This window comes from Paenibacillus sp. JT31N11, from assembly GCF_056269285.1.
This window is the reverse complement of sequence record NZ_JBWDNQ010000005.1, coordinates 135404-158920: the sequence shown is the minus strand read 5'-3', so window position 1 is coordinate 158920 and position 23517 is coordinate 135404. Positions and strand designations below refer to the sequence as shown.

The window sequence follows — 23517 nt, the reverse complement described above, 5'->3', positions numbered from 1 at the left end:
TCTGGCAGCAAAGCTGGTTCCACACTGAGTCCCTCTGGGAAATGATAGCCTCGGGATAATATTAAAGCTATACGTTCAAAAAACATCGCAGCCGTTTCCGGACGGCTGCGATGTTTTTCTATCTGTCAGGCCGAGTGGTTGGAGACATATTCCTCTCCTGCCGATACGGCCAGCTTGTACATGTCCTGAAAAGGCAGCCCATGCTCGCGTGCCGCTTTTGCAACATCCTCATACTCGGGAGAAAAGCGGAACACGCGGCCCTCCCGGATAGCCAGCTTGATCCTTACCGGACCATAGGCGGTGGCGACCAGAGCCATCTCCCGCTTCAGAATCCGTCTCGTCCACTTCGTTCTCCGCACGCCAAGCGTAGTGGTTTCGAGCAGCAGCACATCCTCACAGCGCGGCACAGCGGCGTCCGGTGCCAGTACAGTAACCAAAGTTGCCGGACGGTTCTTCTTCATATATACCGGGGTAAAAAACACGTCAACCGCTCCGGCCTCGAAGAGCCTCTCCATCGTGTAACCAAGCGCTTCGCCGGTCATATCATCCAATTGGGCTTCCATCACCATGACCGAATCCTCTTCATCCGTGCCTGCCTGCTCCATCAGCAGCGCCCGGATCACATTGGGATGGGCAAATTCTTTGGTGCCCGCGCCGTAGCCGATCCTCTCGATGGTCAGGGCAGGGATATCGCCGAAGCCTTTGGCAAGCGCCTTCAGAATTCCTGCGCCGGTTGGCGTTGTCAGTTCGCCGGCCGCATCCAGCTTGGCGATCGGAATCCCGATCAGTATTTCCGCTGTGGCCGGGGCTGGAATCGGATATAGCCCATGCGCCATTTTTAGTTTTCCATGACCTGTTGGAACAGGGGACGCATAGATTTCTTCGATTCCCAAATTCTCCATCGCCAGACATACGCCGATCGTATCGATAATGGAGTCCATGGCCCCCACCTCATGAAAATGCACCTCTTCCGGGCTCATCCCATGGATCTTTCCTTCTGCCTTGGCTATGGTTTGAAAAATGGCCGTACTGCGCTGCTTCACCCGCCCTGGCAGTCCGCTCTCCGCGATCATCCGCAGAATATCGGAGGCTTTGCGGTGATGGTGTTCATGGTCCCCGCCATGAGTATGCTCATGGCTATGTGTATGGCTATGGCCGTCATCGTGCGTATGGGCATGACTATGGCTATCGCCGTCATCGTGCGTATGCGCGTGGCTGTGGCTATCGCCGTCATCGTGCGTATGGGCATGACTATGGCTATGGCCGTCATCGTGTGTATGGGCATGACTGTGGCTGTCATCGTGCGTATGGGCATGGCTGTGGCCGTCATCGTGCGTATGCGCGTGGCTGAGGCTGTGGCCATCATCGTGTGTATGGGCATGGCTGTGGCTGTGGCCATCATCGTGTGTATGGGCGTGACTATGGCTATGGCCGTCATCATGAGTATGCGCGTGACTCTGAGTGTGGCCATCATCATGGCTGTGCGCATGACTATGGCTGTGCCCGTCATCGTGCCTATGTATGTGACTGTGGCCCTCGTCATGGCTGTACCCGCCAATATGCAGACGCAGCTTTTTCGCCGAAATCCCCTTTTTAATAACGGGATCGACGGCGATGCTGAACGGATCAATCGGAAGCGCCTTTAGATGGCTTTCAATATAGGAGAGATCCGCACCCAGGTCAATTAATGCAGCCAGCGCCATATCTCCGGCAATACCGGAGATGCAATCCAAGTAAAGTACCTTCACCGTGCTCCCGCCTCCGTCACCAATTGCTGAATAATAGCAGCCTGATAGCCTGCTCCGAAGCCGTTATCAATATTGACCACGGTGACTCCCGCCGCGCAGGATGTCAGCATCGACAACAGCGGGGTTAGCCCCTGAAAATGAGCCCCGTACCCCACGGAGGTTGGAACGGCGACGACCGGTCGACGGACCATGCCTCCAACGACGCTTGCAAGGGCTCCCTCCATGCCTGCCACCACAATCAGCACATTGGCTTCCTGAAGCTTGTCGCGATAGGCAAGCAGACGGTCAATGCCGGCAACGCCCACGTCATAAATTTTCTCCACCTCGCAGCCCATCCACCGGGCTGTGCCTGCCGCCTCCTCGGCCACAGGCAGATCGGACGTGCCTGCACAGAGAACAAGAACCTTCCCTGCAAAACGTACAGAAGGCTCCCCTAATGTAATCAGGCGGGATGTCGGATTATATACGGCCTCCGGAAAATCTTCCTGCACGGCAAGCGCCATTTCTTCCGTAGCCAGCGTTACCAGCGCCTTGCCGTGGGCATTCATCAAACGCTCCACGATTTGGCGTACCTGGTCAACGGTTTTGCCTTTGCCGAATATCACCTCCGGAAAGCCCGTTCTTTCTTCTCTGGCGTAATCCACCTTGCTGAAACCAAGGTCTTCGAATTGATTCTTGCTGTCCATTTTATCCTCCTGCCAGGATGATCCCGGCCCCAATTTGATCCGATACCAGTTACCCGTGCGGTTACTCCGCCCCTGCTCCTACCTTCAGCGCCTGATTCATACTTCCGCTGCGGTAGCCGACCAGATCCAGCGTGACATAACCGTAACCATATGATTTCAGCGTTGTTGCGATCTGCTCGAAGTGGCTGACCACAATCGGCATTTGCGCCGTCTCCACTTCAATTCTGGCGATTTCCCCATGCGTCCGCACCCGGACCTGACGAATGCCCAGCGATTTGATAAAAGCCTCCGCTTTGTCGATCTTCGTCAGCTTCGCCTGCGTAATCATTTCCCCGTAAGCAATCCGGGAGGACAGGCAGGCAAAGGATGGCTTATCCCAGGTATCCAGGCCAAGATCCTTGGACAGGGCTCTGATCTCTTCTTTATACAGATTCACTTCGGCAAGCGGTCCTCTGACCCCATGCTCTTGTGCTGCTTTGACGCCGGGCCGGTGTTCGCTCATATCATCCGCAATCAGGCCGAACACCATATTTTTATAACCCTTCTCAGCCAGAATCGGCATTAAGTGCTCAAATAAGCTCTTCTTGCAAAAATAACAGCGGTTCGCCGTATTCTCGCTGTAACCGGGTATTTCAAGCTCCGAGGTCTCGATCACCTGATGCGGAGCGCCCATCTGCTCCGCGAGCTTCTTCGCTTCAAGCAGCTCCGAGGAAGGGTATGTCTCCGAATCTGCCGTAACCGCCAGAACGTTGTCCGCACCCAGCTCATCCAGTGCTACCTTGAGCAGGAACGTACTGTCCACTCCACCGGAGAAAGCGACCACGACACTTTCCATCTCTCGAAGCTTGGCCTGCAAGGCCTCTAATTTCTGCTGCGGCATGCTCTTTCTCCTCTCGTCTTCCATTCTCATCCCCATGTTCTACGCTTTAAGCAATTGATGTCGGCGACTCGAACACAGAGGTGTAACCGCTGATGGCACTAAGAATCCGTGCTGCCTCCTCATCGTTCATGGAGCCAAAGCGCTCTACGGCATCAACGATTTTGGGGAACAGGTGAATGTCACCTGCACTGGCAAATCCCGCGATACCGGGAAAAGAGAGCACAAAGTGCACGCAGGCATCGATAACCTCCTGCTGGTCGAAAGGCTCATACCAGGTCGCATAATTGCGCTTCTGATTTTCGCCCCAAGGAGCCTTCGCAACAGCCTTGATCACACGGACGGCTGCATCCTGTTTGCCCGCCTCTTCCATCAGAGCGTCAAAATCTGCGCGGTACTCCGGCAAAGAATACATATAATAATTAAGTGGAAGCAGAACCGTTGCGAACGGGAACCTTCTAAGCGCTTCCAAATGAGTAGCAGGCGCCTGATGTCCGTGACCTGTAATTCCGATATTTTTTACAATGCCTTCATCCCTGGCTTCCAGAGCGGCTTCAAGTGCGCCTCCCTTTTCCGTGCAGCGGTCCAACTCCTCAATCGTGCCCACAGCATGCAGCTGAAGCAGATCGACGGAATCCACCTTCATACGCTCCATTGAACGATAGATCTCTTCCTTCGCTTTGGCCTTCGTGCGCTCGCCGGTTTTCGTGGCAAGGAAAATATCGCTGCGGATGCCGCTGATGATTGGTCCCATCCTTAGCTCCGCATCGCCATAGCTTGCCGCCGTGTCAAAATGATTGACGCCATGCGCCCGTGCAAACGAAATCGACTCATCCGCCTCTTCCTGTGTGACATTCCCCAAGCTCGCGGCACCAAACATGACCACAGATCCTTCATAACCCAAACGGCCTATCCTTCGCTTCAACATGCGTGAACGCCTCCCAGAATTAGAATCGCACTTTGGATCAATCGCCTATCTATTCCTATTATAAACCTGTATTTCCGATTTGGCTTCAACAAAACGCTCGATATTTCTCACACTTGGCGATTCGCATATCCCGGTTACCCTGTTAGGAAACAAAAAGAAACGGTCAGGAGGCCGTTTCTTTTGTTATAGAGGTTCTATTTTCAACCTGAGGTCAATGGTATCGTGCTTACCGCATGTCCCTTTCTCAGCTCCGCATAAAGCTCCGGCCTGCGGTCCTGATAAGGAGCGACCGCACCGCGAATCCGGTTATCGCGCAGCTTGGCAAAATCGGCACTGGCCAGCACGACGGAATCCTGATTCATTTCCCCGATCGCAGCAACGCCTTCTTCCGTGAAGGGAAAATCACAGGGCGTGAACAAACCCGCCTGGGAAAATCCCGTATCAATCTGGGGGCGTCCCTCCGTGAGCACACCCACGATGCCGCTTAACGCAACGAAGAGCTGATTCTCAACCGCCCGCGCCTGGCAGCAGTGACGAACGCGGTAGTAGCCGAAGGCATTGTCCGTGTAGGATGGGCAGAGGATCAAATCCGCGCCTCTTTCGGCTGCAATCCGGGACAGCTCGGGAAACTCAATATCGTAGCAAATCAGAATAGCCGCCTTGCCCCAATCGGTCTCGAACACTACCAGCTCCTCGCCTTTGAGCAGCGGCCAGCGGTTCTGCTCCTCCGGGGTCAGATGCAGCTTATCCTGCATTTCAATCCGACCGTCCGGGAAGAAGATGAACGCCTTATTGACGAACCCTTCCTCCTCCCGGCATATATGCGTGCCTCCGAGAATGACGATTTGCTGCTCCCGGCTTAAACCTTGAAAAAACTCCACATATTTCTCGGTGAAGGAGTCCAGATATTCGCATGCTTCCAGATGCGTAAGTTCAGGTACAATGCCCAGCAGATGGGCGGTTACATACTCGGGAAAAATTATCATGTCGGCGCCTTGCAGGGCGGCATGTGTAATTTTTGCTTGCAGTCCCGTCCAGAATTGTTCCTCAGATTGGATATCTGTCAGATCATACTGAACGGCTGCGATTGTCAGGTTCTCCATGTCCACCTCCGTAGCTTCAGGAACGAATCTGCAAGGAATAAATATCTGTACGGCGGTCCCTGAACGTCAGTACATCCTTGGATTTGCGAAAACGCTGCAAAGTTTCCATATCTACCTCGGCCATAATGACCGTTTCCGTGTTTTCGCTGCATTCACCCGCAATGCCATCCGGCGGGAATGAGAAGTCTGCCGGCGTATATACACCGGACTGCGCATACTGAATATCCACATTATCGACATGGGTCAGGTTGCCCACCGTACCTGAGGTGACGGTGAACACCTGATTCTCAATCGCGCGCGCCTGGGCGCAGTATTTGACCCGCAGAAAGGTTTGCCGGTCCTCCGCGCAGAAGGGAACAAAAATAATCTGCGCCCCTTCTTCAGCGACGATGCGCGATATTTCCGGATACTCAATATCGCTGCTCAGCTGGATCGATATTTTCCCGCAGTCCGTATCGAACACTTCCAGAACGGAACCGCCGTTGATGCCCCACCATCTGCGCTCATTGGGCGATATATGAAGCTTATACTGCTGGGCGATCGTTCCATCCCGGCGGAACAAATGGGCAACCGTATAAATCCGGTTATTCTGTTCGATGAAGTGCGAGCCGCCTATAATATTCACATTATATTTCACGGCAAGCTCCGAGAATAGCTCCACATACTGCTCCGTGTAGGTGCTGAGCTTGCGGATAGCCAGGCTTGGGGACCGCTCTTCAAGAAAGGAAAGCAGCTGCATGGTGAAATTTTCCGGAAATACGGCAAAATCCGACTTGTAGTCGGAAGCGACATCCACATAATGCTCGCACTGCGTAGCGAACTCGTCGAAAGAGTCGATCTTCTTCATCATATATTGAATGACGCAGATACGGACGGGAAACGACAGCTTGTAGTGGATTTTGTTGGCGCTCGGTTTGTAATCAATATTGTTCCATTCCAGCAAAGCGGCGTAATTCATCGAATCCTCGTCATCCGATAGATAATTCGTAATAATCCGCTTCAGCGTAAAGCCGTTCATCATTTGGAAGGTCAGCACCGGATCATAAATATTTTGCTGCAGCACCTCTTCCGCATAGGCTCTTGGTGACATTTGATCACTATATTTATGATAACCGGGAATGCGTCCGCCGACAATAATACTTTTCAGATTCAGCTGCTCCGCAAGCTGCTTTCGGGCTTCGTAGAGACGGCGGCCGATCTTCATGCGGCGGAAACTCGGATGGACCATGACCTCCATCCCGTACAAGCTTTCGCCGCGCGGGTTATGGTTGCGAATATAGCCGTTATCGGTAATTTCCGAGTAGGTGTGCTGCTCCAGATAGTCATCGAAATTGACGATCAGACTCGAGCAGGATCCGATAATTTCGCCATCCAGTTCCACGCACAGCTGCCCCTCAGGAAATATTTTCTTGTGGCTTTCCAGCTGGTCAAGCTTCCATGGAGACATACCTGGAAAACAAATATTTTGCAGCTCAATGATTTTCCCAAAATCCTCGCGCTCAATCGTCCGAATAATAATTTTCTTCTCGAATTGTGAAATTTGGTCACCTGTCATATATAAACCCCTCATCCAAGTCATTAATCATTAATGATACACCGCCATATTCATAGCCGTATTAATGCACTATCATTGCTTTGTAAACTTTTTCAGGGATTTGTAATCATCGCGAATGGTTCTACCGTTATTATATGCCAGGAATACTTAAGTCATTAGGCATGCTGAACGAATTCCTTTCGCAAGCCCTGCCAGCGTTCAAGATTGTCCTTTCGTGCGCCGTACTTCCAGGTGAGGGGACAACAGGTTCTTATTGGACTCGTTCCTGATTCAAGCAAAAGCGGACGAAAGATTCTTATTAAAAATAATTACGATTTATTGTCTTTCGCTGGCGGATTGGATTGTATGAAATCCAGATGATCATAGCCCCAACCGCACATATCCGTCAGAACTGAGCCAAGGGTTCGTCCATGCGCGGAGAGGGAGTATTCGACCTTTGGAGGAATTTCCGGATAAATCTGCCGCTCGATAAGCCCATCCGCCTCCAACTCCCGCAGCTGGCTGGTCAGCATCCCCTGTGTAACCTTAGGAAGCAGGCGTCTCAGTTCTCCAAACCGCTTGGTCCCCTGATTCAGCAAAATAAACAAAATCAACGGCTTCCACTTGCCGCCGATCGCATGCAGGGTTGCCGCAATTCCATCCGTCGCACCTCTACTGTCTTCCTTCATGCGCATATTGTTCACTCCCTTCAATCGAACCGCTTGTTCCCCCACTATCAGCCATGTTATCAAAATGAGCATATTTTAAATAGTACTACTGATTTCCATACTTGGTATGATTAATGTACCATGTGTTCTCAAAGGCTGAGCAGTCGCTGATTCTTTAATTGTTAATCTGGTGGCAACTCCGGTTCTTCGTGACCCTCAACGGGATAATGCCGGCAGATCTCCAGTCGAACCCGTCCCTCGCCATCGAAGGGAACGCCTTCTTCCTGCAAATACAGCTTTTGCAGAAAACGGGATTCATCCTGCTGTACAGCAATTTCTCCCAGTCTATTGACAACTCTGTGCCATGGCAGCTCATGTGTTTTGCTCATAGAATGCAGAATTCGCACAACCTGCCTGGCTCCTCTCGGGCTTCCGGCTGCTTCCGCGATTTGCCCATAGCTCATGACGTATCCTGCCGGGATGCTTTTAATTATCTCAATGACGCGCTGCGTGAATAGCTCCAAGTCTGTACCTCCCTAGAAAGGATATCTGTCCTTATATTACAGAAGGAGGCTGCCCTATTGTCAATGGAAGAGAATATATGGTAAGGTTAATTTATAATAACATTGATTAAGGTAACCTGTATCAATAAGAGGATGTATTGCTGATGACAACAAAGAAAGTGAAGCTGGGCGTTCCCCGTCAAGAAGGTCAGTTATCCATGATGTTTCCCAGAGGAGGTCCCCGGGAAGGTGCCGGAAGAAAGGCAATCGGCGAAACCAAAAAAATCTCCCTAACCCTATCTAAAGAAGCATGGCAGGAGATTGAAAACCAATGCAGCGAGCTGGATAAGTCGAGATCTGAACTGCTTCGTGAAATTCTGGAAGCTCATTTTCATGAGAAAGAAGTGAGGAAGGAGTGATTCCGCTTGCTGGTTAAGGTGAGTCAGAAGTTATTACTTCATGCATTACATCATGTTGCTCCTGCAGTATCGTCCAGGAGCATAATACCCTTGCTGTCCGGAATTCTGCTGCAAGCCGATTCGCAGAGATTACGGCTCAGTGCCAGCAATACCAGCATGATGCTGCAGTATGAGCTGCCGGCGGAAGACAATCGGATTATCGTAGAGTTGGGCGGAAGCGTCGTCATCCCCGCACTTTATTTTATAGATATTATCCGGCACTGCCCATCTTCCATGGTTACACTGGAGTGCGATAACAGCCTGATCGTCAGTATCCGCTCGGATACTTCGGTCTATCATTTGTCCGGCATGAACGCCGAGGAATATCCGCGTATGGCGGGTGACAGCCGGTCCAATAAAGTCAGTCTGCAAAGTTCTCTTCTGGCGGGGCTTATTAAGAAGGTTGCCTTCGCTGTCTCCGCTTCGGAATTTAGGCCTATCCTGACAGGCGTGTCCTTTACAGTCGAAGGGAAGCAGCTGCGGCTGCTGGCTACTGATGGCGTACGGCTTGCTTCGCAGGTGACGAATGCGGCTTCAGCATCCCTGATCAAGGATTCTGTATCCATCGTAATCCCCGGGAAGCATTTGCTGGATTATTCGAAAATGCTGCAGGATGAGCAGTCAAGGACGGATATCAGCGTTGGAGATCGAAGCATTCTCTTCAGAACCCATAACCTGCAAATGCAGTCTTCTCTCCTCGACGGGAAATATCCCATACCGGATAATCTGGCCAGCAAGGCCGTCACCACGGTTATGATGCTGGATTCCGTCATGTTACTGCAGGCCTTGGAGCGTGTTTGTCTGCTCGCAGATAAAAGCCATGTCGTCAGATTGTCCATTATAAGAGAAAACACAATACTGCTCTTCTCCAAAACGACGGAAATCGGCGATGTCAGTGAAGAGCTTATTGTGAATGCGCTGAATGGCGACGAGATCACCATATTCTTTAATGGGAAGTATATGATAGATATCCTGCGGTCGATGGGCAGCCATCAGGTAATCGTAAAGTTCTCCGGGAGGTGGAGCCCTATAATCATTCAGCCTGATAATAGCCCGGAGACCTTATACATTCTTACTCCGATCAAATCAAATAGCTAAAGGGGATAAGCGGATACCGCCGTAAGACTCTGCCATCCTGACCGGGCTAAGAGGCCTTCTCCCCTTTTTGCAGCTGATACATTTTGAAATAGCGGCCTCCGAGCGCCATCAGCTCATCGTGGTTGCCCCTCTCGACAATTTCGCCGCGGTGCAGCACCAGAATTTGATCGGCCTCGCGAATCGTTGACAGCCTGTGGGCAATGATTAAGGTTGTCCGCCCTTCACTGACCACCTTCAACGCCCGCTGGATCAGACCCTCGGTCTCACTGTCGATACTGGCTGTCGCTTCATCCAGAATCAGAATGGCAGGATCGAATGCGAGCGCCCTGGCAAAAGAGATCAACTGACGCTGTCCGGAGGACAGCGTGCTTCCCCGCTCTACCACCTGCTCGTCATAACCGTGAGGCAGCTGCTCGATAAAGGGCGCCGCCCCCACATCACGCAGTGCGCTCTTCACCTGGTCAAGTGAAATTTCCTCATTATAGAGACTGACATTGAATTTGATATCCCCTGCGAACAAGTATGGATCCTGCAGAACAATCCCCATATGCTTTCGCAGCGCCTGCTTGGAGAACGTCGTGATATCGCGTCCATCGACGGTAATAAGGCCATGGCCGGGTTCATAGAAGCCCAGAAGCAGGTTGATAATGGAGCTCTTGCCTGAGCCGGTATGGCCGACAAGCGCCACTGTCTCTCCTTTTCTGGCCTCGAAGGAAATTTGCTTCAGCACATCCTCGCCTTCTTTGTAGGCAAAGGTTACGTTATCGAACTTCACCACGCCCTCCGGACGGCTTACGTCAGCGGTTTTCTCTACCTCCATGCCCTCCAGATCCATAATCGCAAATACTTTATCGGCGGAAACAAAGGCCCGCTGCGCATTCGTCAACTGATCGAAAATCCCGATGATCGGCTGAAAAACCCGTCCCAAATAATCGATAAATGCATAGAACACCCCAAAGGCAATTGTAGCCTGCAGGGCATCGCGGCCAAAGTAATAAATCACCAGCGCGGTTACCAGACTGCCGATCGTGCCCACGATATTCCGTGAAGACAGGGAAAAAATCCGGAACTGCTTGATCTGGTTCACATAGCGGTCTTCATTAAGTTCCTCGAATTCCTCAAGGGTCACTTTCTCGCGGCGAAAAGCCTGGATAATCGGCATAACGACGATGGATTCGTTAATCATGGCATTCATATCGCTGAGACGGGCCCGCATAATCGTGATAAAAATTTTGGAGTATTTCAAATGGACAATCATGATGACCACAAAGATCGGTGGCAGCAGCAGGCAGTACAGCGCCAGGCGCGCATCCAATATGAACAAGGCTACGAAAATCCCCGTCAGCTGCACCATGCTTACGACAAAGGTGGCCATGAAGCTCATGAACAAATCGCGGATGGCCTCCGTGTCATTGGCTATTCTCGATACAACCTGCCCGATGGGCGTATTATCGTAAAAGCGCAAGGGAATCCGCTGGATATGCCGCATCAGATCCATGCGCATATTTTTGATAATTTGCAGCGCTGTCGCCTGCAGGATATAAGCCTGCGAGAAATTGCCGACGCTGGCGATGAGCAGCAGTCCCATATAACCCCCAAGGAGCAGAAGTACGGATCTCAGATCCTCTGTGCCGGGGGTGAGATATTTATCAATAATAGTCTTCGTAATGAAAGGTCCGCCGAGCTCAGCGCCTACGGAACAGCATAGAATGAGCAAAGCGCCGATAATTCTGAATTTATAAACGAGCGCATACGCGAATAGTCGTCTCGTTGTAGATGGTTTGGACATTCAAATAGCCCTCCTGAGCTTTTTTGTGCAAGCTTCCCTGGACGCTTGACCGCAAGGTTATAAACCGTCCAGCCGTGAAGCATATCTCCAATCTCAGCCTGATACGCTGCTTATCGTTTATCTTACTCTTCCAGGCTGGCTTCCATCTGCTGACGTTCCCACTGCTCTTTGTACCAGCCGCCAAGCAGCATCAATTCCTGATGCGTGCCTTCCTCCAGTATCCTTCCGTCCTCCAGTACCAGAATCCAGTTGGCATGACTGACGGCAGACAGCCGGTGAGTCGTAATGATCGTGGTCCGGCCTGCGCGTGCCTTGCGGATATGATGAAGAATGCGGTTCTCCGTCCGGGCATCCACCGCCGATAATGAATCATCAAGGAGCAGAATCTCCGAGTCGATGAGCAGCGCCCGGGCAATCGCAAGCCGCTGCTTCTGGCCGCCGGAAAGCATAACGCCATTCTCCCCGACTATGGTGCCGAGCCCCTCCGGCATCTGGGCGATATCGGAGGTGAAGGAGGCCATTTCAACCGCTCTCTCCACTTCCGCAAGCGTCGCATCCGGTTTGCCCAGGGCGATGTTCTCCTGGATGGACTTGGACAGCAGCAGATGCTCCTGCGGCACATAGGCAACCCAGGACTTCATTTGTTCCAGGGTGATCTGTTCGACGGGAATATCCGAGATGAACAGCCGGGCATCATCTACGGGATATTGACGGAGCAGCTGCTTGAGCAGCGTACTTTTCCCGCTGCCGGTCTTCCCTACAATCCCCAGCGTCTCCCCCCGTTCCAGCCGGAAGGAAATATTGCTGAGACTTGCATGGTTGGCTGTTGGATAGGTGAAGCTGAGACCTCTCATTTCGATCCGGGACGGGATAGCCAGAGCCACCGGAGCTTCCGGATCCTGCAGATCCGCTTTCTGCGCCAGCGCGGTTTCCACACGGTCTGCCGAAGCGCTGCCGCGCTGCAGGACGTTAATAAATTCCCCGAATGAGATCATCGGCCAGATGAGCATGCCCAGATATATATTGAATGAAATCAATTGGCCTAATGAAATTTCTCCTTCAAAAACAAGATAGGAGCCGTAACCGATGCCGATGGAATAGCTGATGCCGACAATCAGCGAAATCAGCGGCTGAAAGAGAGCATTAAGGATGGATACCCGCTTGTTCTTGTCCCTGACCTCGGAAGTCATCGTATCGAAGGCATTCAGATCGTGGTCTTCCTGCACATAGGAACGGATGACGCGAATGCCGGAGATCGACTCCAGCGCATGCTCGTTCATTTTGCCGAAGGAGGCCTGTGCCTCAAGAAACCGGGTTCTTACCTTCTTCCCGAGCGAGCTGATCACAACCACAAGAAAAGGCAGCGGAATGAGCGCCGCAAGCATTAATTTGAAGCTGATAAAGGAGATCATGGTCACGATAACGACAGAAGCGCCTACCAAGGTGTTCACAAGCGTCATAACACCGTAACCCGATGTTTGTCCGATCGCGAGAATGTCATTGGTCGCAAGCGCCATCAGCTGCCCGGTGCTGTTGCGCTGGAAGAAGGCCGGCGTCATTTTCGTCAAATGGGCCAGAAGCCGCCCGCGCAGCAGCTTCTCGATGAGCGCCGAATTGCCGAACAAGGTAGTAATCCATATGTATACCATGCCGTATAAGAGCAAGGCGAGTCCGACAAGCAGCAAAACCGTCTGGTTGAGGCCTGCCGAGGTCAGATTCTCCTGACGGATATGATCGATGGTATTCCCAATCATCTTGGGCGGTATGGTTGTCAGCAAACTGACAGCTGTCATCAGGCCGATGGCAATCGCATAGCTGCTCCATCTTGTTTTAAAAAACCACTGCAGCCGTGTCACAAAAGACAAGGCGTTCACCCCTTTTCGGAAATAACAATAGACATACACAGTAAGTTTACAGGTTAGTTTCATACAAGTCTATGTATTGGAAAAAGAAAGCCATCGCGCAGCTCGGATACAGACTCTCCCCTCAAGCGCCCTATATCATAATACCAAACATATGTTCCCGTTACAAATCTTTTTTGAAACAGCAAAAAAGGCAGCCGTTAAGCTGCCCTTGCGTTCAGGGCTGGAGGTTCTTCTTAACCTGACGATCAAGCTCAACTCTCCAGCAAGGTTTTTCCTGCTTGCAGACCTGCTCGCCATGCAGGAATGGCTGTAAAAAGGAATTTCCTTATTAGAGGCTCTGTTTGGGCTTGGCAGGAGTCAAATCAGTAATGCAGCAAGGTTTTTCCTACCTGCCGAGTCACCTCCTACGGTTGGAATAACTGGAGGAAGGAATTTCCTTACTGGAGACACCCTTCGTCATGTAATTAAAAATTTTGGCTCTCAGTCACCACGTAAGTTAGCTGTTCCCCTGCCGCCCATTACGGGGTCTTGATATGAATTTCAAACAGTCTCGACGTATTCGCACCCGGCATCCGGACATTAAGCAGGGCTTCACGGGCGCTCCATTTCCAGCTGCAATCATGCTCGGCCGGGTACGCGCAGCGCACCTCAAGCTCTTGGTCCTGAAGCCCGGGAAGGGGAAGCAGCACCTGCGTCGAATCGCCGCCAAGACGCCAGACTGCCAGATAAATCCGGCTATCCGCCCTGAGTCCAAGGCTGACCCAATCGTCCTTATGCCCGGGTAGTCCCAGAGGCCAGAATGGCAAGGCTTCCGGAATATCCTGACGGATCGTCTTGTAATAATCGAGCGCCTCCTTGACCAGTTCCCTCCGCCTTGGGCTTAATTCGGCCAGATGGCCGCTTTGATGGATGCGGAGCAGCAGCGCATTGACCATGTTGAAAATAACCTCTTCATCATCGCCTTCCCGCAGCGGATAGGACCAGATGGCGGATTGCTCGGGCGTCAGCGCCGCCGGCGATCCTGCTGCGATGGCCGCATATTTCCTGAAGTCCTCCTGATCGCTGGTGGATTGAATGCTGTACCGGCTGAGCATCGCATAATCCATCCGCATGCCGCCGCTAGAGCAGTTCTCGATTACGAGTTCGGGATAACGGGCGAATATATTGTCCAGCCAGGCAAGATAAGCCCGGTTATGCTGCAGCAGACCGTCGCCGAAGCTGTCCGCTTCGGTCTCCGTTCCGATTCCGGCATTGATATTGTAGTCCATCTTGATGTAGCCGACTCCGTAATCCTCAACAAGCCGCCGGATCACTTCATTGGCATGCGCAATCACCTCCGGATTCCGGTAATCCAGTTGATACCGGCTGCGGTCCTTGACCCGCTTGCCATGGCGCATGAAGAACCAGCCGTCATTGGCATCGGCCAGCTTCGGACTGTTGATGCCCATAACCTCCAGCTCCAGCCACAAGCCGGGAGTCATGCCCTTTCCGCGGATATAATCAAGCACATATTTGATGCCTTCGGGGAACCGTTCCGGTGAGGGCATCCACTCCCCGACGCCGTCCCACCACTCGCCCGCCGCATACCAGCCCGCATCGATACAGAAATATTCGCAGCCGACTTCGGCGGCAGCGTCAATGAGCGGAAGCAGCTTCGCAGTCGTCGGATCTCCCCATAAGCAGTTCATATAATCATTGAAAATCACCTGCAGCTTCCGGTTATCGTCATTGGGACGGCGTATTCTCCGCCTGTAGGCAGTCAGCTGTCCGATCGCCTGTTCAAATCCGCCCTGTACGGAGCCGACCGCAACCGGAACCGAGACAAACTCCTGCCCTGGCTGAAGCTTGATCCACCAATGGTTGTCATGCTCCGTCGGACCGCTGACCAGAACCGTCAGTCTATCGAACTGGTCCACGATTTCCCAGTGCCAGGAGCCGTTGTGCTCAATCTGCCAGAACAGGCTCGTCCCCGCTTCCCTGTTCTCCAGCACAGCCATCGGAATATGCTCAGCCGCCGACCATGAACCGGTATTGCTGTAAGCCAGCCGCTTCGTGCCGCGGTCGATCAGATGCGACATCCCAAGCTCCGGAAGCGTGTAAGTACGCCACTGCAGCTCGCTCTGCCAGCCGTTGTGGGCCACAGTAAGCCGCATTTTCTCATCCCGGTCCTGAGCGCCCTCCTTATCAAGACCAGTCAGCGCAAAGGATGAAACATACTCCACAGCAACAGGCCCGCCCTCGTTGACCAGGACCGTCCACGTCCGGACAGTGGAGACGCCGTTATAGAACTGAAAATGCGCTTCAGCCTTCAACGCAGTTACAGGGTCTCTCAGCACAATCTCCAGCTTCCGCCCCGGACCGCCGAAGTAATCGCGGTGTGTCTCATACTGCATGCGAAGCCCCGGGAATGAGGCCCGATGTGTCCGTCCGTGATATTCAGCCCGGTCCTCGCCGGTCAGCTGCAGCTCCATCAGCCGGAAGCCCGGCTTTTTCGATTCATCAATGGAGGACGCATCATAAGGGCTGCTGCCAAAATGCAGCAGACGCACGTCCAGCTGCTGCGTCACCTCAAGCACCAGGTATAGTCCATTTTCCGTCACTTCAATATTGGTATTCATCAAGCATGGCCTCCCCATGTAAATCTGCCGTTTATCAAACGTAGCCCAGCACCTGATAAAAGGCGCTGAGCTACGAAGTGTAGAATCGTTATACGCTTACCCGGCTGGCATTCGTGCCCGGTTCAGGCAGACGTTTACTGGGCTGAGCCCAATTGAATCCATGCTTTTTGGATTTCATCAACGGCTTGATCCTTGGTTTTGCTGCCGCCGATGTAGGCTTGCATGATTTCCCCGAATTTCTGATGGAACGTATCCAGGGAGTAGTTGATCGACAGATCGCCGGATTTTTCGGTTTTCAAGATTTCATTCATTTGCTTCGGCATATCCAGATCCGGTATTGGAGCATCCTTGATCGGAGGTATCACCTTCGCTACGTCGGAGAACCATTTTTTCCCGTAATCCGATGTGTAAAGCCAGTTGAAGAATTCCACTGTTTCTTTTGCGACAGGCGAATCTTTATTGATCCGCAGAGCCTGGTCGGCACCGGTAATGATGAACGATTGTTCAGGCTTGTCGCTGACCGGGTAACCCATGATTCCGATTTGAATATCCGGGGTGATTTTCTTGATCGCTTCCTCGTCCCATGCGCCTTTACCGGTCATGAATGCGGCTTTGCCTGCGGCGAAGTCGCTGACTTCGGCATTGCTGTCGCGCTCAAGCGGCTTGTTGGTGCCATGCTTGACCGTCAGATCGATGAAATCAAAGAAGTTGTTGTAAAGCACCGGATGGTCTTTGAACGTTGCTTTGCCCGCGATAAAGTCAGCTACAAGCTGCTTGGCATCCGTGCCCGCATCCATTGCCGCAGCATCCACATAGTGCTGGAAAATATGCTTCCAGACCCACCACTCTTTATAAGCGTTAGCGAATGGCGTAATGCCTTTGGCTTCCAGCTTGGTAACCGCATCCTGCATCTCGGCAGTTGTTTTTGGCACTTCCGTAATACCGGCATCAGCCAGAAGCTTCTTGTTGTAAACCAAGGTGAACAAATTGCCCTTCACCGGCAGCCCCAGCACTTTGCCGTCCGTGGATGACATGTTTGCTCGCACCGCATCGGTCATCGCAGCAGCCAATGGCTCATTGGTGAGATCGGCGCTGTACTCCGCATAGGTATCGATATCGCCGCCAGCCGTCGTCTGGAATACATCCGGCGTGCTGCCTGAGGCGATTTTGGATTTCAGAACCGTGTTGTAATCCGCCTGCATAATCTCCAGATTGATTTTGACGTTCGGTTTGACCTTCTTGTACTCCGCAATATAGGCGTTAAAAGCGTCGGTATATTCCGGCGATGCCGTGAACATATTGATCGTCACCGGCTTGGAATCGTCTGCAGCGTTGCCGCCTCCGGCTTCCGTGCCGTTATTGGCCGCTCCGCCATTGTTGGCCGTATTATTGCTGCCGCAAGCCGCCAGCACGCTGATCAGCAGCACCATACTGATGGACAGCGCTAGTAATTTCTTAGACATGGTTTAGCCCCCGTTTTCGATGTGTTATCGTCTTTCACCGCTTATTCTAAAGAATTCAAAATGAGATAAGAATGCAGATAAGTGATGAATTGAGGGTAAAAAAGTGGAGTCCTGCCGCTGTTTACTTTTTATCCGCTTCTTCGTTCGAACGATACTCCGACGGGGAAAATTGATAATAATTCCGGAAGGCCTTGCTGAAATAATTTTTGTCCTTATAGCCCAGCATCTCGGAAATCTCCTGGATTTTCAGGCCCGGATCACTCAGCAGCTCCTTGGCTTTATCCATTCTGATCTTCTGCACATATTCATGAATGCCGTATCCGAACTGCTGCTTGAACAGCTTCATCAGATACTCCCGGCTTAAGAAATACTTCTCCGTAAACATCGAGATCTTGATATCCTCAAAATAAAAATGGTCGATGTACGCCTTGATCTCGGCAATATCGAATGGCCGGTCGGCGGCCATGGAATGGCGGATCTCATCGCTGTAATAGGACAAAATTCGGTTCAGCACCGCTTCATACTCGCTGAAATTAACGAAATCCGTCCCGATTCCGGCACTTCTGAGCGGATTCTCTCCTTCTGGCTGACGGCGTTTGGCAGCAGCTCCCCGCTCCAGCGCCAGATCGCTCAACAGCAGGACGAATTCATGCAGGATGCGATCCGCCTCGCCTAAGGTGAATCCGCCGGAAGCCTGCATCTGCTTCGTAAAGTCGCTCAGCATATTGCGGGCATGGTTGAAATTCCCCGCATCCAGCGCACCCCGGATAAGAGGCATGCGGCTCATAATGGAATGGCTCTCGCCGCCCCCCGTTTTGCCTGCCGCTCCCGCTACAACGGTCCCATTCATCTTTAGAAGATCAACGCCATTGATGGATGCCTTGGCGGATTCATATGAGTCCGCGATATGCATCACATCGCTGCCATCCGGGCCGATGGCTGCAGCCACGCTCATGCCGAACAGCTGCTGCAGCGCCGCTGCCGTTTTCTTCGCCAGATGGGCGCTGCGGAAGCTGGCATCCTCCGGATAACCGCCTTTCATCGTATAGACGGCGATCATTTCCCGCTCCTGCTTGGGGCTTGCGAAGCTGAAGCACTGCACGGAATCGCCCGCCACATCGCCTATGACATTGGCCACGGCAAAATGAAGCAGCCCGATATCGCCGTTGAATCTTCCTGCCAGAACTTGCTCCAGATTCAGAATCCTCAGAACAACCGCCCCGAACCGGCCGCCGGCATCATCCGCTCCGATCAGAGGCAGGAAGGCTTCATTCGTATGCTTCTTGAAGCTGCGTTCGATGATCGAGAGATAGATCTTCTCCTTCAGCTTGGGCAGCGACATGTTGAGTGTAATGTTCTTCGTAATAAATTCGCTCTGCGTTTTCCGCTTGGCCGCAAGCACGCCGATCGCCTTGCCAAGCGCTTCATTCAAGTCCGCCCGGTTAACCGGCTTCAGCAAATAATCGACGACCTTGGCGTGGATCGCCTGCCTCGTATATTCAAAATCATTATAGCCGCTGATGACAATGGCGAATAAATCCGGGTAATCCCGTTCAATAATTTGCAGAAAGCGGACTCCGTCCATTTCCGGCATTTTCATATCCACCATAACCAGGTCAATCCGGTGCTGCTCCAGGAGAGCAAGCCCGTCCTTCCCATTCGTGGCCTCCAGTATTTCTTCGACCCCAAGATTCTTCCAGTCCCCCAAAATGCGGATTGCCTCGCGCAGCGGCTCCTCATCGTCAATAATCAACACCCTGTACACGGCTGCCGCCACCTCCCTCTATTACCATTCTCATTTCCGTTCCGGTTTTATTCGTCCTGATCTCCAGACCTGCCGTTTCCCCATACAGCAGCTTCAGGCGGGTATTCAAATTCGTAAGGCCGATATTGTCGTTCTCCCTCTCCTCCCAGCTGCTCTGGAATGACCCCAGCACCTGCTTCAGCCGTCCGGGCGGAATACCCGGACCATTATCCATCACGGAAATAATGGTCTGGGTCGGTGTCAGCTCCGCCTGGATGATGATGGTCACGGTCCCCGAAACCCGCTCAACCGCATGCTTGATCGCGTTCTCCACCAGCGTCTGGATGGAGAGCTTCGGAATTTGCAGCTCCATCAAGGATTGATCCCACCGGATCTCGACATGAAGTCTGCTGCCGAATCTCGCCTTCTGCAGAACCAGATAACGTTCGATATGCTTCAGCTCTTCCCTCGCATAGACGATATCCTTGCCGCTGATGCAGTACCGCAGTGTCAAAGCCAGCGCATCCACCATATCGGCAATCTCGAATTCGCTGCTTTTCAGCGCCCTGGTTGAGATCGCCTGCAGCGCATTATAGAGAAAATGCGGGTTGATTTCCGCTTCCAGCGCTTTGAGTATGGCGTTCTTCTCCACCAGCTTCATTTTGTACCGTTCATTGATCAGATCGTTGGTATTCTTCACCATTTCGTTGAAATGCCGGGTGAGGAAAGCAATTTCGTCCCTCCCCTTCACCTGGGCCTCCACATCGAAGCTGCCGCTGCTGAACAGGCTCATCTGGCGGGACAGCTTCTTGAGCGGCTTGGTGATGGCATTGGAGAGAAACGTGACCAGAATGATCGACACCAGCAGAAAAAGCAGACCGATCCCGTAACCCAGGTTACGCGTGGTTGTCGCAGCGGCATAGATCTCCTCATAAGGTATCGGTTTTATCAGCTTCCAATTTTGCTGCTCGCCCACATTATAAACAACCAGATAACGTCTGTCTCCGTCCGACCATGTCAGCTGGCCCGCCTTGCTCTCCCCGATCCGGCCAAGCCAGCTGGAGCGCTGAACCTCTTGATAAAAGGCGGGATTATCCACATGGAAGGCATGGTTATCCGGGTCCAGAAACATCAGATGCTCACCCTCATTAAACGGAATATCCTTCATAATTTCATCCATCCCGGTGGATTTGAAATAAAAGGTAAGCACCGCCTGGGGCTGCCGCGTGGCAATCGACCGCAGCACCCGGTGATACGCCATGAAGCTGGTTTCCCGATTTACGGCATAGCCTGTTTGGGTTTCAGGCAGAGCAAGCGATTGAAAAGCCTCATTCTTCGGGCTTGCCACAGCCTGCTTGTACCATGACTGTTCGGGAATCGCGGCATCCTCGCCCACACGGACCATAATGTTATAGTTTTCCCGCGAGATGGAATAATACTTATGCTGGTCGATCAAATACAGGTAGATCGCTTCCAGATCATTGCGGGAATAATACAAGCTTCTCAAATAATCCTCCAAATACATCTTGGAGGCATAATCATGGGCTTCGTTCACAATCGCCCCGTTTATTTCATCATAGCGGATTTGGGGCAGGGACAGCTGCTCGATCCCGGCCAGGTAATCCTCCAGATTCTGATTGACGAGCATCAGGTTGTTGGAGGTGCTCTCGATGCTGCTCTTAATGGATTCCCGCTGGAGCATCTGATACGAAATGACCGTAAGCGACACCACGACAAGGATAATGATGGAGGTAAACAGCAGGATCAGCTTATTCACCAGCCTTCGCGAAATCTTGTCGAACAGCATGCTTATGGAATAAGCCATTTTTCTTGCAATACTACCCATATAGCAATCCCCTTTGGCGGAGTACAGTTCACCTTTTTACCCCTAACTGTTTTCTTAAATCCATTCTTTTGCCCAAGACCAGCTGTTTATAATTATTATAGCTCATTCGCAGTTCCCGGGTAGGCCAAGGGCAAGCGCCCCTTCCACATAGAACAGCAGTATAAAAAAGAGGTGCACAAGGATGAAATCAGAAAAAATGAGATTAGGGAAAAAGTGGTCCCAACGGCTGGAATTCGGGATATTCACAGTTCCGGTGCTTATATGCATCGCAGTTGCATTCTATATTCCGTTTGCCATGACGATCCGTTATTCCCTGACCAAATGGAACGGAATTTCCAAGCATCCGACGTTTATCGGCTTGGACAACTTCAAACAAATCTTCATGGGGGATTCCAACTTTACCAGCGCCGCCTGGTTCACGGTAAAATATGCGGTCCTGTACATTATTCTGGTTAATGTGCTGGCGATTCTGCTCGCCGTTCTGCTGGACATGAAACTGAGAAGCACCTCCTGGCTCAGAGCCGCTTTCTTCGTGCCCTATATTCTGAGTCTGGTTATTGTCGGCTTCATATGGAAATTTATTTTCATGCAGGGCTTCGAATCGCTGGGCGCAAGCACAGGCTGGGGCATCTTCAATCTCAGCTGGCTCGGGGAGCCCGGGCTTGCCTTCATCTCGGTCCTGTTCGTGTCCATCTGGCAGTCCATCGGCTTCTATCTGGTTATCTATATTGCCGGGCTGCAGTCCGTACCGGACGATCTCAAGGAGGCTGCGACCGTCGACGGGGCGGGTCCCGTACGCAGGTTCTTCAGCATTACGCTGCCCCTGCTCGCGCCATCCATTACCATTTCCGTGTTCATGGCGTTGACCAACTCCATCAAGGTATTCGACGTCATTCTTTCCTTGACCGGAGGAGGACCGGGCGGCACGACTTACAGTATCGCGTACGATATTTACCGGGATACCTTCCAGAACAATCTGTACGGCTATGGAACGGCCAAAGCGCTGATCCTGTTCGTAGCGGTCCTGATTGTGACGATTATCCAATTGGCAATTTTCAAACGCAGGGAGGTTGAGGCATAAATGAAAACCAACAAAGCCGGCCGCTGGACGCTGGAGATCGGAATGATCATCCTGTCCCTCTTGTTCCTTTATCCCTTGTTCCTGGCCATCAATAACTCCCTGAAGAGCTTCTCTGAGGTCATGACCGATGTCATTGCCCTGCCGAAGCATCTGGCGTTCGACAATTACACTTACGTCTGGCAGTTCATCAATTACCCGCGGTTATTTCTCAACAATATGGTCATTACCGTGATTGGACTGGCCGGAATCATTCTGTTTGCCTCCGTCGCCTCCTACAAGCTGGCCCGGACAAAATCAAGATTAAGCGGCATTGTGTATTTTCTCTGTATTATGCCGATGCTCATTCCGTTTCAGTCCATTATGCTGACCGTCCTGCAGCTTGCCCGGAAGATTCATCTTTCCGACAGCACATGGGGACTCGGCATCCTGTATTGGGGCTTCGGGGCTCCGCTTGCGCTGTTCATCTATCATGGCTTCGTCAAAGGAATTCCCAAGGAAATCGACGAGAGCGCCACGATTGACGGAGCATCGGGCTTGCGATTATTCTTTCTCGTGATCTTCCCGCTGCTGAAATCGGTGACGACGACGATCATCATTATTGACGTAATGTGGATCTGGAACGATTTCCTGCTGCCGCTGCTCATGGTTAACGGCTCGCCTTCCACCAAGACATTGACGCTGGCCGCCTATACCTTCGTCGGCCAGTATACGTCCGACTGGCAGTATGCCATGACCGCCATGGTAATGGCCGTGCTGCCGTCCATCATCGTCTTCATTTTCCTGCAGAAATATATTGTCAAAGGGGTCGTAGCCGGAGCCGTAAAGGGCTGATTCCCGGGGCTTAAAATGCACGCAAACAAAACGCCGGAGCAGACGGTGCATGACCGCTGCCTCTGGCGTTTTTGTGTGTTTAATATTAAGTGTGTTTACTATTCAGGTACTTAAAAATCATATTCCGCATCTTTCACCTGCCGGACCCTGGCAAATGCATCGACAAGCAGTGCCGTATCTTCCACCAGCCTTTCCAATCGAAAGCGAACATCATCATTTACAATTTCCTTCCGGTTGAAGTCCTTCTCCTCGATAAAAACATAAGCGGGCACAATATGCGCCTTCATATACGCCAGGATTGGCTTTAATTGTTGTTCAGCCATCAAATAATGCTTCGCCGTTCCGGCTGTAACAAGCATGCTTACCACTTTATCCCGAAAAGCGCTGACCGGCAATAGATCAAAAATATTTTTTAGCGTTGCCGGAATGGATGCTTGGAACGTGGGTGTCCCAATAATAATGGCATCCGCAGCCATGATGGTTTCCGTTACAAGCTTCGTGTCGCCTTCATATTCCCGGTAATCGCGTCCGTCGCTGAACACGATATCGTACTCTGCAAGGTCAAGCAGCGTAATTTCTGCATCCTCATGCTTTTCCCGTGCTGTACGGAGCGCATAATCCATGGCCGTTCTTGTTTTAGAGCCTACGATAGAGCCTGAAATTCCCACTATCTTCAT

At 51.9% G+C, this 23517-nt stretch carries 20 protein-coding genes; 5 read left to right on the top strand and 15 right to left on the bottom strand.

All coding sequences use genetic code 11. The features are described from left to right. Positions 1 to 125 precede the first annotated feature (125 nt). The 8 genes from larC to AC0YNV_RS19270 all read right to left on the bottom strand — a co-directional run bounded on the left by larC (position 126) and on the right by AC0YNV_RS19270 (position 8068). On the bottom strand, positions 126 to 1748 hold the full coding sequence (gene larC / locus AC0YNV_RS19305; RefSeq protein ID WP_475769482.1) for a nickel pincer cofactor biosynthesis protein LarC: 1623 nt from the start codon (positions 1746 to 1748) through the stop codon (positions 126 to 128). Continuing rightward, positions 1745 to 2434 carry a nickel pincer cofactor biosynthesis protein LarB gene (larB, locus tag AC0YNV_RS19300; RefSeq protein WP_210039182.1) on the bottom strand — a complete coding sequence of 230 codons (690 nt, stop codon included), beginning with the start codon at positions 2432 to 2434 and terminating at the stop codon, positions 1745 to 1747. Before larB ends, larC begins: the two co-directional genes overlap by 4 nt. 61 nt (positions 2435 to 2495) lie before the next feature. Then, the gene (larE, locus tag AC0YNV_RS19295) at positions 2496 to 3314 is read right to left on the bottom strand and encodes an ATP-dependent sacrificial sulfur transferase LarE (protein WP_475769481.1); all 819 of its coding nucleotides are present in this window, start codon (positions 3312 to 3314) and stop codon (positions 2496 to 2498) included. Between the two features lie 46 nt (positions 3315 to 3360). Next, positions 3361 to 4239 carry an aldo/keto reductase gene (locus AC0YNV_RS19290; RefSeq protein WP_475769480.1) on the bottom strand — a complete coding sequence of 293 codons (879 nt, stop codon included), beginning with the start codon at positions 4237 to 4239 and terminating at the stop codon, positions 3361 to 3363. 200 nt (positions 4240 to 4439) lie between these two features. Next, complete coding sequence (locus AC0YNV_RS19285; protein ID WP_475769479.1) at positions 4440 to 5342, bottom strand: carbon-nitrogen hydrolase family protein; 903 nt, start codon at positions 5340 to 5342, stop codon at positions 4440 to 4442. 16 nt (positions 5343 to 5358) lie between these two features. Further along, positions 5359 to 6897 carry a GNAT family N-acetyltransferase gene (locus AC0YNV_RS19280; protein WP_475769478.1) on the bottom strand — a complete coding sequence of 513 codons (1539 nt, stop codon included), beginning with the start codon at positions 6895 to 6897 and terminating at the stop codon, positions 5359 to 5361. 308 nt (positions 6898 to 7205) lie between these two features. After that, the gene (locus AC0YNV_RS19275; RefSeq protein WP_475769477.1) at positions 7206 to 7571 is read right to left on the bottom strand and encodes a winged helix-turn-helix transcriptional regulator; all 366 of its coding nucleotides are present in this window, start codon (positions 7569 to 7571) and stop codon (positions 7206 to 7208) included. Between the two features lie 155 nt (positions 7572 to 7726). Next, complete coding sequence (locus AC0YNV_RS19270; RefSeq protein ID WP_475769476.1) at positions 7727 to 8068, bottom strand: MGMT family protein; 342 nt, start codon at positions 8066 to 8068, stop codon at positions 7727 to 7729. Between the two features lie 143 nt (positions 8069 to 8211). Between AC0YNV_RS19270 and AC0YNV_RS19265 the strand changes: the two genes are divergently transcribed. Together AC0YNV_RS19265 and dnaN are read left to right on the top strand one after the other, a co-directional pair. Further along, entirely contained in the window at positions 8212 to 8466 is a 255-nt protein-coding gene (locus AC0YNV_RS19265) for a hypothetical protein (protein WP_475769475.1), read from the top strand. Positions 8467 to 8484: 18 nt separating this feature from the next. Further along, positions 8485 to 9603 carry a DNA polymerase III subunit beta gene (gene dnaN / locus AC0YNV_RS19260; protein WP_475769696.1) on the top strand — a complete coding sequence of 373 codons (1119 nt, stop codon included), beginning with the start codon at positions 8485 to 8487 and terminating at the stop codon, positions 9601 to 9603. Positions 9604 to 9649: 46 nt separating this feature from the next. On the opposite strand, the gene AC0YNV_RS19255 is transcribed toward dnaN, so the two are convergent. Both AC0YNV_RS19255 and AC0YNV_RS19250 read right to left on the bottom strand, forming a co-directional pair. Then, complete coding sequence (locus tag AC0YNV_RS19255) at positions 9650 to 11392, bottom strand: ABC transporter ATP-binding protein (protein WP_475769474.1); 1743 nt, start codon at positions 11390 to 11392, stop codon at positions 9650 to 9652. Positions 11393 to 11514: 122 nt separating this feature from the next. Then, positions 11515 to 13257, bottom strand: coding sequence for an ABC transporter ATP-binding protein (locus tag AC0YNV_RS19250; RefSeq protein ID WP_475769473.1), 1743 nt, complete (start codon positions 13255 to 13257; stop codon positions 11515 to 11517). A 76-nt stretch (positions 13258 to 13333) separates the two neighbouring features. Between AC0YNV_RS19250 and AC0YNV_RS19245 the strand changes: the two genes are divergently transcribed. Continuing rightward, positions 13334 to 13570 (top strand): hypothetical protein, encoded by a 237-nt coding sequence (locus AC0YNV_RS19245; protein ID WP_475769472.1) that lies wholly within the window; start codon positions 13334 to 13336, stop codon positions 13568 to 13570. 205 nt (positions 13571 to 13775) lie between these two features. Here AC0YNV_RS19245 and AC0YNV_RS19240 read toward each other — a convergent pair whose 3' ends face one another. The 4 genes from AC0YNV_RS19240 to AC0YNV_RS19225 all read right to left on the bottom strand — a co-directional run bounded on the left by AC0YNV_RS19240 (position 13776) and on the right by AC0YNV_RS19225 (position 20928). Further along, positions 13776 to 15875 (bottom strand): glycoside hydrolase family 36 protein, encoded by a 2100-nt coding sequence (locus AC0YNV_RS19240; protein WP_475769471.1) that lies wholly within the window; start codon positions 15873 to 15875, stop codon positions 13776 to 13778. Between the two features lie 134 nt (positions 15876 to 16009). Then, positions 16010 to 17338, bottom strand: a complete 1329-nt coding sequence (locus AC0YNV_RS19235; RefSeq protein ID WP_210039194.1) for an ABC transporter substrate-binding protein — start codon at positions 17336 to 17338, stop codon at positions 16010 to 16012. 121 nt (positions 17339 to 17459) lie between these two features. Beyond that, positions 17460 to 19103 carry a response regulator transcription factor gene (locus AC0YNV_RS19230; protein WP_475769470.1) on the bottom strand — a complete coding sequence of 548 codons (1644 nt, stop codon included), beginning with the start codon at positions 19101 to 19103 and terminating at the stop codon, positions 17460 to 17462. Beyond that, positions 19081 to 20928, bottom strand: coding sequence for a sensor histidine kinase (locus AC0YNV_RS19225; RefSeq protein ID WP_475769469.1), 1848 nt, complete (start codon positions 20926 to 20928; stop codon positions 19081 to 19083). Before AC0YNV_RS19225 ends, AC0YNV_RS19230 begins: the two co-directional genes overlap by 23 nt. Before the next feature lie 181 nt (positions 20929 to 21109). Between AC0YNV_RS19225 and AC0YNV_RS19220 the strand changes: the two genes are divergently transcribed. Both AC0YNV_RS19220 and AC0YNV_RS19215 read left to right on the top strand, forming a co-directional pair. Next, entirely contained in the window at positions 21110 to 22009 is a 900-nt protein-coding gene (locus AC0YNV_RS19220; protein WP_379114410.1) for a carbohydrate ABC transporter permease, read from the top strand. Next, positions 22010 to 22840: a carbohydrate ABC transporter permease gene (locus tag AC0YNV_RS19215; RefSeq protein ID WP_475769468.1), complete on the top strand. Its 831-nt coding sequence runs from the start codon at positions 22010 to 22012 to the stop codon at positions 22838 to 22840. It begins immediately after the preceding gene. 110 nt (positions 22841 to 22950) lie between these two features. Here AC0YNV_RS19215 and AC0YNV_RS19210 read toward each other — a convergent pair whose 3' ends face one another. After that, positions 22951 to 23517, bottom strand: a complete 567-nt coding sequence (locus AC0YNV_RS19210; RefSeq protein ID WP_475769467.1) for an NADPH-dependent FMN reductase — start codon at positions 23515 to 23517, stop codon at positions 22951 to 22953.